General features: G+C 64.2%; 9 protein-coding genes and 1 pseudogene. 2 read left to right on the top strand and 8 right to left on the bottom strand.

Annotation, left to right across the window (positions count from 1 at the left end; all coding sequences use genetic code 11):
* Positions 1-258, top strand: a pseudogene (locus DRB06_RS05595) (IS1634 family transposase); the annotation flags it as partial.
* 262 nt (positions 259-520) lie between these two features.
* Here DRB06_RS05595 and DRB06_RS05590 read toward each other — a convergent pair.
* Positions 521-3391, bottom strand: a complete 2871-nt coding sequence (locus DRB06_RS05590) for an AAA domain-containing protein (RefSeq protein WP_181575199.1) — start codon at positions 3389-3391, stop codon at positions 521-523.
* A gap of 113 nt (positions 3392-3504) precedes the next feature.
* On the opposite strand from DRB06_RS05590, the gene DRB06_RS16915 reads away from it, so the two are divergent.
* A complete protein-coding gene (locus DRB06_RS16915; protein WP_395994425.1) occupies positions 3505-3840 on the top strand; it encodes a hypothetical protein in 336 nt (111 codons plus the stop codon).
* A 300-nt stretch (positions 3841-4140) separates the two neighbouring features.
* Here the strand turns inward: DRB06_RS16915 and hemW are convergent, their stop codons facing one another.
* The 7 genes from hemW to glf form a co-directional block, all read right to left on the bottom strand.
* Positions 4141-5415 carry a radical SAM family heme chaperone HemW gene (hemW, locus tag DRB06_RS05580; RefSeq protein WP_108967491.1) on the bottom strand — a complete coding sequence of 425 codons (1275 nt, stop codon included), beginning with the start codon at positions 5413-5415 and terminating at the stop codon, positions 4141-4143.
* Positions 5412-6320: a tRNA (guanosine(46)-N7)-methyltransferase TrmB gene (gene trmB, locus DRB06_RS05575; protein ID WP_073331488.1), complete on the bottom strand. Its 909-nt coding sequence runs from the start codon at positions 6318-6320 to the stop codon at positions 5412-5414. Before trmB ends, hemW begins: the two co-directional genes overlap by 4 nt.
* A gap of 47 nt (positions 6321-6367) precedes the next feature.
* Positions 6368-8239 (bottom strand): translation elongation factor 4, encoded by a 1872-nt coding sequence (gene lepA / locus DRB06_RS05570; RefSeq protein WP_108967494.1) that lies wholly within the window; start codon positions 8237-8239, stop codon positions 6368-6370.
* 127 nt (positions 8240-8366) lie between these two features.
* Positions 8367-8927, bottom strand: a complete 561-nt coding sequence (locus tag DRB06_RS05565; RefSeq protein ID WP_234415862.1) for a hypothetical protein — start codon at positions 8925-8927, stop codon at positions 8367-8369.
* Positions 8928-8958: 31 nt separating this feature from the next.
* Positions 8959-10359, bottom strand: coding sequence for a hypothetical protein (locus tag DRB06_RS05560; RefSeq protein WP_258522151.1), 1401 nt, complete (start codon positions 10357-10359; stop codon positions 8959-8961).
* Positions 10360-10366: 7 nt separating this feature from the next.
* Positions 10367-10522 (bottom strand): hypothetical protein, encoded by a 156-nt coding sequence (locus DRB06_RS16040; protein ID WP_181575198.1) that lies wholly within the window; start codon positions 10520-10522, stop codon positions 10367-10369.
* 348 nt (positions 10523-10870) lie between these two features.
* Positions 10871-12070 (bottom strand): UDP-galactopyranose mutase, encoded by a 1200-nt coding sequence (gene glf / locus DRB06_RS05550; RefSeq protein ID WP_181574865.1) that lies wholly within the window; start codon positions 12068-12070, stop codon positions 10871-10873.
* Positions 12071-12252 lie beyond the last annotated feature (182 nt).

Below are 12252 nucleotides of genomic sequence, written 5' to 3'. Positions count from 1 at the left end.
CACGACCTGAAGGCCAGGCCCGTCTTCCACCACACCCACGACGCCATCCAGGCCCACCTCACCATCGTCATGGCCGCCTTGGCGGTCGCCCGCCACCTACAAGCCGCCACCGGAATCAGCATCAAACAACTCGTCCGCGAACTGCGGCCCCTCCAAGAAGTCACCATCACCATCAACGGCCACCACATCACCGCCCAACCCCAGACCACCCAGACCGCACAGCAAATCCTCAACAACCTAAACACCGCAGGGCACTAAACTGGCACGAGTCAGGGGACCGCCGTACCAGGCGCGGTAACGTCGCAGACCACGGTCTCAGAGGCCGAACGAGCGCTTCACCTAATGTGGTGCATGGGCTGCTTTCCCCTGCCGAACTGCACCCGTCAACCAAGGCTCAGGGCGCGCTGGACCTGCCCCGGACGTCGACAGCGTGGGTGCGTTCAGCTTTCTCGGACCTGACGGCGCCAACTCGCGTCATGGTGCCACTGAACCCCACACGCCCCATCGCGGCCGTGTTCGTCTACCCCGGCAAAACTGCATCCAGCGCCTGACGCAGCTTCTCACGCTCGTCACTGCCAGTCGTCGGCAAACGCAAGAGCGCAATACCATTACGGTCACAGACAGCGTTCTTAAGTTCATCACGCGCCGTTTGCCGCGGGTCATCCTCATGATAGGCGAAACCGTCCACTTCAATCGCAAGAAGGACCTCTTTCGTAATACTGTCGCCCAACACAAAGTCGAACGACGCACGCCGAATATACTCCCGCTCCTCTTCTGTCAGCTCAGCCCCTGGACCGAGAACTTCTTTGAGCGGAACCTGACTAGCAAGATGCAGGCGCGAATACTTATCTTCCGCCAGCAACTCATCCAGGACTGTCCATATAATGTTCTCAGACAAATAACGCGATCGCAATGTCACCCGACTCCGCAGGCCCCTCAAACGATCGGAATACTCACTGTAAAGCAAATCGAACACTGATAACACTTTACTCTGTGTATATTCATCTTCAGGCACCGGCCTGTGGTACCGCATCCACCCCGCCAAACTTCTCAGGTTCTTGCTACGAGGGAGGAATGAGCTGTCAATGACTAGCACAAAACGGCGCCTTGCACGCGACACCGCCACGTTTATCAGGTGTGGATCATCCGCGAATGGCGTCGCCCGATGCCCATCCCTGGAGTCATCAACTACCGGGCTGAGAACGATGATGTCCTTCTCGCGCCCTTGGAACTTATGAACCGTATCCGCGCGCGGTTGATTGGCGTACTCTACCTGCACGCTTGTCTGCTCCGCAATCGCACGAGTAATCTTGTCAACCTGCCTGCGATACGGCGTAATTACACCGATATGGCCTCCATCGCGGGCTTCCATTGGCAACGGAGCCAGTATCTCCCTGGCGATCACCTCGGCCTCACGCTGGCTTGAGTTGCCACCTGAGCGGTAGTGGCGCATGTGATTGCCCTCAGCCAGGCGGATCAACATCAACGGTTCCTTCCACCTAGCACCTGTCGGCATGGAAATAAGTTGATCGTCATAAAACATGGCGTTACAGAACCCAATAATGTCCGGATCGCAACGGTAATGCTCCCGCAGGAGGGTTCGCGGCACGGACTCACCGAACACTGCAATCACCGATGATAGAAGACTATGAGACCGCGGATCATACGCCGGACTCGGCGCCGGGGATACGCGCTCCTCAGAGACATCCGGCGGGATATCTGGAAGTTGTTTAAGGTCACCCACCACCACAACTTGACGCGCACATGAGAGGGCCAACGCCGCGGGCAGTAAGCCGACCTGTGACGACTCATCCACGATAAGATAGTCCAGGAGGAATCCCTCCGGCAAACACGCGCGTAATGAATGGCAAGTCGACAAGATCACGGGATGTTGATGAATGAACTGCCGAAACTCGCCTTTCCTTCGATAGGTATCCGGGCTGAACTCTCTTGGCCGTCGTGTGCCATAGCGCCCCTGAAGCGCATGTCGTAGAGCAGCTTGAGACAATTCCTTACGCCTTGCCTGCAGCCCGAGAAAATCCGCGCGTTCTAGTTCGGCTTGCGCAGTCGTCACTCGGCGCCGAATCTCTTCGACTTTCGCTCTGTACCACCCGCGCTCGATTGCGATCACCGTGTCTGCATCGCCGGGATCAATACTCTTAGTGGGCCCATATCTGAAATAGTTGCGAACCAGCCGCCCAAGTTTCCTAACCCTTCCCTCGCCGGGCAGAACATTTCCATTCTCGACAAGGTAATCAAGAATCCGATCGGCGGACTTGTGCAGTAATGGCAAAGACTCAAGATCAGGAAGTCGCTGCGCCGCCGCCAGCTGTTCGAAGTGTTGCCGCTCAAGTTCGAGAGCTGCAAGTTGCGATTGGTCCTGCGCAAGACCACGACTGCTCTCGAACAAGGCGTTTAGATATGCGTCAAGCGCGGAAATCTCTCCATCAACAGGCCGCGGAGGCAATGGCGAGGACAAGTACTCAGCAATTTGAGTACACAATTCCCCCTGGCGGGCGAAGAATGCATCCCTTTTACTCTTGCGCCCGAGGTCCGCAGCCACAAACCCAAGGCCAAACCTCGTAAGCTTTTCACTCACATTTTCTACCGCCGCGTTGTTGAAGGAAACAACCCCGACACTCTTCCCGTCGGCAACGATATTCGCAACGATGTTGAGTATCGTCTCAGTTTTGCCGGTCCCCGGAGGTCCCTCAATTACTGATACTCGCGATCTGAGCGCCCGACGTAGGGCGTCTTGCTGGCTCAGATTGGAGTCGAACGGAACAATTGTTTCTGCGGCATTCTGGAGCGGCTCCGTGCCCCGGCCTACTCTGGACGACTTCCAATTGTCCGAGGTGACCTCGAATTTCACCCCTTCAAGGTAACAGGCAAGCGCACTGCTAGGGTGGATGAATTTGAAGCTCCCATACGACCGCATTAGCGGATCATCGGCTTTCAGCGAAGACACGACTGAGCGCCAATGGGACATAATGGCAGAAGCGAAGGGCACCCGAGTTGCGGAGTCGATCACTTGAACAGCTTCAGACGGGTATGTCTGACAACGTTCACCACCGTCTTTCTTTCTCATGAATAGCCGCGCGTACTTTTGCGATCCATCGGAAAACCAAACCACCTCGTTCACCCCATGGACAACATCCCCTTTAGCAATAACAATTGACTCTTCATCGATAATCCTGCTCCCAACCCTGGAAAGCTCCCGTAAACGATCGTATTTGTCTAGGTACCCATATTCCTTGCCCGATCCGGCGAACTGTACAATTGTCGCCTCTCCTTGACGCCACCTCGCGACAATAGAGCTTGTCTTGTCTTCATACGTCGCGCCATCATCATTTTTAGCACGTATCAATATCATGGTTTCGCGAAGGTCCACAACGATCTCTCTCAGGTCCAGGAACTCAGGATTTACAGACGGTCGGCGTACACGGCGTGACGCTCGATACGCTCGCATTGTCGCATTGTCGGCTGCGACGCACCAGTGGCCGCTTGAGGCTGGACCGCCGCGACGATGAGCGGATGCTGGCCGGCCCGGAGACCATCTACCCCTGGATTGACGCCACCCGTCCACGTGCAGCCCAGCTGTCCGGCCGCCTGGCACCCGCCCACCGGCGCCGCGGCCACGCCCACGGGCGGCGGGCTTCGGACTACTCGATCCACCTGCGCGTGGGGGTCGGACAGCGGCCCGTGGCTGCTGATGAGCGCGTCCAGGCGTGCCACGGGGTAGTGACCTACTTCGCTGACTCCTACAGCTCCTGGCAGCGAGTCCCTAACGAGAACCGCAACAGCCGTACTACGCCGCGACCTGCCCAAGTGTACCGATAAGTGGCTCCAAACTGGCGGGTTCAGCCATGACGACGCGCACCTATCAGTGATGGCGCTGCCCTAATCGGCATGGTCGGCGCTTTGTCTTGTGTTTCATGATCCAAACCACGTTGCAACGCCCGACTCGGAACCGTGGCGTTACTGCTCTTTCGGCCCCGGAAGGCTCACCCTGATAGCAAGGACGGTCCAGTCGACACAATGATGTTCTTTCCAACCCGAGTATGACCGCATCATCCCGAGAACATACTTCTGCGTCCGAGCGCGTCTCCGCGCTGCACTCACACCGGAGTAGCCAGATCACTAAACCAAGCCGCGGGTGACCGTGTCGGCCATGAGCCGTCCCCGCAGGGTCAGTACGGCGCGTCCGGCCATGGCCGCGGCACCCTCGAGCAGGCCCTGTGCCACGAAGCCTCCCACCACCGGCACGAGCCGCCGCGGGGTTCCCGACGCCGTCGCGGCCTCCCCCGGCCGCGTCAGACTCCGCAACTCCAGACCCTCCCGCATGCGAATGCCGAGCATGACCCGCTCCAGTTCTCGCGAGTCGGCATCGATGACCTCATGCCCCGCGACGGGCAGTCTCCCGGCCGTCACCTGTCCGGCCCAGGCCACCGGATGCTTGGCGTTCCACATGCGCACGTCCCCCAGGTGGCTGTGTGCCCCCGGGCCGGCGCCCCACCAGTCCCAGTCGCGCCAGTAGGCCTGGTTGTGCACGCACTCGTGCCCGGGCCGCGCCCAGTTGGAGATCTCGTACCACGCGTAGCCGGCACGGCCCAGCACCGCATCGGCCAACTCGTACTTGGCCGCCTCGTCGTCGTCGGTGGGCAGGGGCAATTCGCCGCGGCGCACCTGGGTCCACATGCGCGTGCCCTCCTCGATCACCAGGGCGTAGGCGCTCAAATGGTCCGGGCCGATCTCCACCGCCGCCTCAAGCGAGCGGCGCCAGTCGTCCAGGGACTCCCCCGGCGTGCCGTAGATCAGGTCCAGGCTCGTGGCCAGTCCGGCCCGCCGCGCCCATGACACCACCTGCGGCACCCGCTCGGGGGTGTGGGCCCGGTCCAGGGTGCACAGCACCTGCGGCACCGCGGACTGCATACCGAAGGACACCCGGGTGAAGCCGGCCTGCGCCAGGGCCGCCAGGTAGCGCTCGTCCACGGTCTCCGGATTGGCCTCCGTAGTCACCTCCGCGCCGTCGGCCAGGCCCCAAGCGTCCCGCACCAAGGTCAGCATGCGGGCCAGGTCCCCGGCCGGCAGCATGGTGGGGGTACCGCCGCCGACGAACACGGTTCGTGCCGCCCGCTGCGGCAGGCCGACCCGCTCCATCGCGGTGCGGGCCAGACGCAGCTCGCCGGCGAGTGTGTCCACGTAATCCCCCGCCGAGGCCCCGCCGCCCATGGACAGGTTCGTGTAGGTGTTGAAGTCACAGTAGCCGCAGCGCACCCGGCAGTAGGGCACATGCAGGTACACCGAGAAGGGGCGTTCCCGGCCCGCCTCTTCCCCGGTGTCCGCCGCCCGGATCTGCGCCGGCAAATCGGCCGCGCCGGGCAGGGGTGCGCCGTCGGGCTGGGCAGGGCTCAAAGCGCCACCGCCTCACGCCGGAGCGGTACCCACATCTCACCGGTGCGAACCGCGGTCAGGTCACGGATGGTGCGGCCAGCACGGATGCCCTTCTCCTCAAACCGGGTCAGCACCCGGCCCGGATAGCGCGGCGACCAGCCGCCGCGCACACCGGCCGGGGAGCCGGGGTCGAAGCCATTACCCAGGCTGCCCTCCTCGGCGGTGTCGGCACCCAGGTCCGGGCGGGCCCCGGCGTCGGGGAAACGGAAGTAGGGGCCGGTGCAGTCCGCCTCCAGGCCCTCGGGCAGGGCGGAGGCGGCCTCCAGCACGTCGCGCATCTGCCAGGCGTAGTCCGCCCAGTCGGTGGCCAGCCGCCACACCCCGCCGGGTCGCAGTACCCGGGCCACGGAGTCGGCGAAGGCGGCCGTGACCAGGCGCCGCTTGCGGTGCCTGGGCTTGCGCCATGGGTCCGGGAAGAACACCCAAACCTCGCTGGCGCAGCCCACCGGCAGGGCAGTGGCCAGCAGTTGGGCCGCGTCGGCGGGCACCACCCGCAGATTGCGCAGACCGGCCTTGGCGGCACCGGCCACCAGCTTGGCGATCGCCGTCTCCCACGCCTCCACCGCCAGGTAATCCACCCCCGGATGGGCGGCGGCATGCGCGAGAATCACCTCCCCCGCCCCGGAGCCCACCTCCACGATCAGTGGACGCAGCTGGCCGACATGGCCGAAGGCGGCGGCCGGGTCCAGGCGGAAGGCCGGATCGACGGTGCGGATCGCGTCAGCGCGGGGCACGTCGATGACGTAGCGGTCCCCGTAACGCTCCAAGGCGCGAGCCTGTGAGTCGGTCAGGCGACCCCCGGCCCGCGAGTAGGAGCGCACGCGGGCGTGGATGGCATGCGAGCGGGGTGGATGCTGCTGCGGCACGGGACCGTCTCCTTCCGCTGGTGTTCTTACTGCATTGCCGCCGACGGCTACTTGCCGGTGGGCTGATCCGCGCCCAGCACGGCGATGAAGGCCTCCTGGGGGACCTCCACGCGGCCGACGGCCTTCATGCGCTTCTTGCCCTCCTTCTGCTTCTCCAACAGCTTCCGCTTACGGGTGATGTCGCCGCCGTAGCACTTGGCGAGCATGTCCTTGCGCAGGGCGCGAATGGTCTCGCGGGCGATGATGCGACTGCCGACGGCGGCCTGCACAGGCACCTCGAACTGCTGGCGGGGAATGAGTTCCTTGAGCCTGCGGGTCATCTTCTGCCCGTAGGAGTAGGCGGAGTCCTTGTGGACGATGGCGCTGAAGGCGTCCACCCGCTCCCCGTTCAGCAGGATGTCCACCTTGGTCAGGTCGGCGCTCTGGGTGCCGTCGGGCTCGTAGTCCAGGGAAGCGTAACCGCGGGTGCGGGACTTCAGGGCGTCGAAGAAGTCGAAGACGATCTCCGCCAGCGGAAGTCGGTAGCGCATCTCCACGCGCGTCTCGGACAGGTAGTCCATGCCGAGCATGGTGCCGCGCCGGGCCTGGCACAGTTCCATGATCGGGCCGATGAACTCGCTGGGGGTCAAGATGGTGGCGCGCACCACCGGTTCTTGGACGTCGCGGACCTTGCCCTCGGGGAACTCACTCGGATTGGTGACCGTGTGCACGCTGCGGTCCTCCATGGTGACCTCGTAGACCACGGATGGGGCGGTGGAGATGATGTCCAGGTTGAACTCGCGCTCCAGGCGCTCGCGGATGATCTCCAAATGCAGCAGGCCGAGGTAGCCGCAGCGGAAGCCGAAGCCCAGCGCCACCGAGGTCTCCGGCTCGTAGGTGAGGGCGGCGTCGTTGAGCTTGAGCTTGTCCAGGGCGTCGCGCAGCGCCGGGAAGTCGGAGCCGTCCACGGGGAACAGCCCGGAAAACACCATGGGCTTGGGGTCCTGGTAGCCGGACAGCGGCTCGGTGGCCGGGGCGGCTGCGGAGGTGACGGTGTCGCCGACCTTGGACTGGCGCACGTCCTTCACGCCGGTGATCAGGTAGCCGACCTCACCGGCGCGCAGTCCCTGGGTGGGAGCCGGCTCGGGACTGATGACGCCGATCTCCAGCAGGTCGTGGACGGCGTCGGTGGACACCATCTTGATGCGCTCGCGCGACTTCAGGGCACCGTCGACGACGCGCACGTAGGTGACCACGCCCCGGTAGACGTCGTAGACGGAGTCGAAGATCATGGCTCGGGCGGCGCCGTCGGGGTCGCCGGACGGCGGCGGGACGGCCTCGACGATCCGGTCCAGTAGCTCGGGAACGCCCGCCCCGGTCTTGCCGGACACGCGCAGCACCTCTTCGGGCTCGCAACCGATCAAGGAGGCGATCTCCGCGGCGTGCCGTTCCGGCTCGGCGGCCGGCAGATCGATCTTGTTGAGCACCGGGATGATCGTCAAGTCGCCCTCAATGGCCATGTACAGGTTGGCCAGGGTCTGGGCCTGGATGCCCTGGGCCGCGTCCACCAGCAGGACGGCGCCCTCACAGGCCGCCAGGGACCGGTTGACCTCGTAGGAGAAGTCGACGTGCCCGGGGGTGTCGATCATGTTCAGCGCGTAGGCGCGCGTGACGCCGTCCTCCCCGGTCACCGCCCAGGGCATGCGCACGGCCTGGGACTTGATGGTGATGCCGCGTTCGCGTTCGATGTCCATGCGGTCCAGGTACTGGGCGCGCATGTCGCGCGGGGCGACGACGCCGGTGGCCTGGAGCATGCGGTCCGCCAGGGTGGACTTGCCGTGGTCGATGTGCGCGATGATCGAGAAGTTGCGGATCTGGGCCTGCTCGGTGGACGCGGGGGCGACGCTTGTGGCCTGCTCGGACGTAGGGATCGGTGACACGGAAGCCTTCCATTACGGCGCCCTCGGACCTGCGTCCCGGGGCGCGGGACAGAAACCTACGCCAAGTCTCCCACGCGGTGGGCGGGCTGCCGTGCCGGCATGGGTGTGATGCCCGACGGCAAGCCCGTCACATGCTGCCCTCACGGATCACGAGCCACCCGCGCCCCAAAGGACGCTCAAGAACCAGTGTAGCGTTCCCAAAATCAGTACTCATCGGGTTGGATATGTTACTTAGGTCAATATCTTCAAGCCCATCAGTCATCGACACATGCGTCGCCTCCGCGTGCTTCTCGATAAGATTGCCAGAGACCATAGTATAAGTCTCCGTATAGTCGCGGATGGCCTGGTCACTGGCCGTGAACTCAATAACGTAGCCCCACCCACCCGGGTAGGCCTCCGCAAAATTCACCGCGGGCTCAACCGACACCACCTCAGCACCCTCCGGCAAACTATTACCCTGCCCGACAGCCAGAATCTCATCCAGGTGCTCCACATCCGCCGGACACGGCGCCCCCACCTGCACCCCAGCGGCACTGGCGGACGCAGACGCCCTAGCCTCCGACCTCTCAACCTGCACACTCGAAAGAAACAAATACCCCACGGTGAAAAGCACCCAGAACACCCCAATACCCACCAACACGGCAACAATGACGAGCACCTGCCGGCCGGTCACCTCCTCACCGGCCAAAACCGGACGCCTCACCACACATCACCCCCACTCACGACCCACTCCCATGCATAACCGACGACTCACCCGACATGTCATACTCCTGGGCCAACCCAGCGCGGTGCAGCTCCTGGAGCTGGCTATCGCTGACATCGAAAGGACCGATCTGCGTCGACTTGTTGCCATCCCAGTTGTATCGGTCGGCCACGTGCACACGGTAGTCATAGGAGTAGGTCCATTCCGGGTTGTCTGCCGTGGGCGGGTAGACCGTGACGGTCCCATCCGTAGCGTAGTTGCAGCCGCCCGTGGCATAGAACCAGTTCTGATCCTCCTCGGCTCTGATGTAGTACCCCTCCCACTTGGTGGTGAAAGGATAGGTGACCGGCCCGGTCACGCCCGAGGCCTGAGCGTCGTCTAAAGCTTCGTCAGCCATCCTCGAGGCGCGTTTTTGCGCCGCTGTATCCAACCCGTCAACATCTTCCAGCATACGGTCGGCGTCGAGTTCCTGTGGTTCCCCGCTGTTCCCCAGGTAGTGCAGCAGATTTCTTGACGCGTCCGGCCAGTCCGAGGCCTTGGCAACCGCGCCGATCATGGCCGCATCGTGGACAAGATAATCAAACGGATCTGCTGGCCGACTTCCGTATAGGCCGGACCCCTCATTGACCGTATCCCCCGGATAGGCCCAGGGAGTCACCCCCAGCATCTCAGCATGCTCCCCGGGAACCGGGTCGCCGAGCTCCGTCTTGCCCTGCGTCTCAGGATCCTCGTTCCCACTCCTGCGGTTACTCTCCGTTTTCCTGGCGCTGTCCTCTGTGTTCCTGCGGCTGTCCTCTTTGTCCCGAGGGTCAGTCCACTTCCGTCCCGACCGGGCGTGATCCGGGCTGTCATAGCTCGAGCCGGCCAGGACGGTGGCATAGTCCTCATCGACCTGGGTGGCCAGCGTCAAAGCGGAGGAGACCATCTCCTCCAGCTCGGCTGCGTGGGCCTGCGCCTGGGCGGCTTCCACCATGGCCCCGCCCAGCCCCACAGCGACCATCCTCACCGGGCCTGCCGCCGCCACCACGGCGCTGCCGGTGGCCTTCCCGGCGCCGCTACTGGCCGCCTCGGCAAGGGACACCGACACCGAGCCGTCAGCGCCCAGCGTCAGGTAGGGGTGCGCATCAGCGAAGTCCTGACAGGCAAGTACCCTGCGCCGCACCTGGGCCACGCCTTCGCAGGCGTCGGCGGTGGCACGCGTGAGGAGTCCGATCCGCTCGGTCATCTCGCTGTGAGCGGTCGCGCACCGGCGCAGCGCGCCAAGCGCGGCCTCCACACTGGGTGCCCTAGACGCCACCCGCGAGCTCGCGGCTTGCGCGTCATCCCCCATCTCCGCCATGGAGGTGTGCAGCCTCCTCAGCCCATCCGAGGCATCGACCAGCGGCTCAGGATTCCAGGTCAGGATTTCGCTCCACATCGCCACCTCACATCAGCCCCTTAGCGCGCGCCCACTGGTTACCTGCGGCCGCTGAGACGGCGGCCCCCAGCGCTGCAGCACCCTGGGCCACGAACTCGTCATTGCTCCGGTGGGTGGACGCCAGGTCCCGGACGCCCACCCACATCCCTGTAGCGGCCTCCAAGGGACGTCCTGCGGCTCTCCAGCCCGCTCACGGCGGTACCGGCGCTCCCTGAACTCAGTGAACCCGGCATGGCCGCGCCGACCTTCTCCAAGGGTCCGGAGACGTCCAGGGCCCCGATCCCGTCGCGAAGCTCCTCCAGGGAGGAGGCGAGCATCTCCAGATCACCGCCGACGATATGGATATCCGCATCCACCACGAATAAACCTCCAGAGCGTCAAGGGATCAACTCGCTCACAACGAGCCAGTCAGTGAACTGGACGTCACCTAACCATCGTGACCTGCTCGTGTCAAGACCGTGACTTCGGCCAGCACATCATCTAGACAGAGCGGATCGCCGCCTGCTCCCCCTCACGCCCGGAACCACGCCCGCACCACCTGCTCGAAGCACTCCAGTGCCGCCGCGATGGTGCGGTCCATGTCCAAGTACCGATAGGAGCCCAGGCGCCCGCCGAAGACGATCCGCTGCGCCTCCAACTCGGCCGCCAACTGCTGGTAGCGGGACAGACGTTCACGATCGGCCGACGTCCCCACCGGGTAGTAGGGCTCGTCGTCGGGGCCGGCCATGCGCGAGTACTCCCGCATGATCACGGTGGCGTCGTCCGGGTGGCTGCGCTCGGGGTGGTAGTGGCGGAACTCGTGAACACGTGTGTAGGGGACCTCGGCGTCGGGATAGTTGATGACCGCGGCGCCCTGGTAATCACCCGTGTGCAGGATGCGGGTCTCGAAGTCGAGGGTGCGCCAGGTAAGGGCCCCGAGCCGGTGACCGAAGAAGCGGTCCACGGCGCCGGTGTAGACCACCGGCACCTGCCCCACGCAGGCGTCACGGCCGACTGGACCGTCGCCCGCCAGGAAGTCCTCCCCCAGCCGCAGCTCGATTCTCGGGTGATCCAGCATCCGCCCCACCCAGGCCCCGTAGCCGCCGGTGGGAATGCCCTCGTGGCGGTCGGAGAAGTAGCGGTTGTTGTAGTTCAGGCGCACCGGCAGGCGGGTGATGATGGAGGCGTCCAGCCGGGTGGGATCGGTCTGCCACTGCTTGGCGGTGTAACCGCGGATGAAGGCCTCATACAGGGGGCGCCCGATCAGGGTGATCGCCTTCTCCTCCAGGTTGGCGGGCTCTCCGGTGATCTCGGCAGCATGCTCGGCGATCAGCCCTCGGGCCGCCTCCGGGCCGAGGGCGGCGCGGAAGAACTGGTTGATGGTGCCCAGGTTGATGGGCAGCGGGTAGACCTCGCCTGCGTGGTTGGCGTAGACGTGGTGCCGGTAGTCGTTGAAGGCGGTGAAGCGGTTCGCATAGGCCCACACTTGCTCGTTGGAGGTGTGGAAGATGTGGGAGCCGTAGCGGTGCACCTCGATGCCAGTATCCGCATCCCGGTAGGAGTAGGCATTACCGCCTACGTGCTCGCGGCGCTCGACCACGACCACGTGCACACCCAGCTCCTCGGCGGCACGCTGGGCGACCGTCGCACCGAAGAGCCCCGAACCGACCACTACTAGATCCGCCCGCAACGCCTGCGCCCTCCGTCGTAGCTCAACGATTGCCTCACCCATCGCCTGCCAGTAACTCCTGACACCGATACCCAACGAACATTCGGCCCGGTGGGTGTCCACAGCGATAGCGGACTCCGGTGAGACCGCGGTTCCCCGCAGCGCCGGTACACTAGCATGGTCTCAACTGTTACTTTCGGCGCTCCTTCGAACGCGCGGCCCTGACACGCCGCCTTCCGTCAAGC

It is taken from the genome of Actinomyces sp. Z5 (genome assembly GCF_003287795.1).
Classification (GTDB): Bacteria; Actinomycetota; Actinomycetes; order Actinomycetales; family Actinomycetaceae; genus Actinomyces; species Actinomyces glycerinitolerans.
Note: the sequence above shows the minus strand (reverse complement) of the source record. Positions and strands in the feature narration are given on the sequence as shown.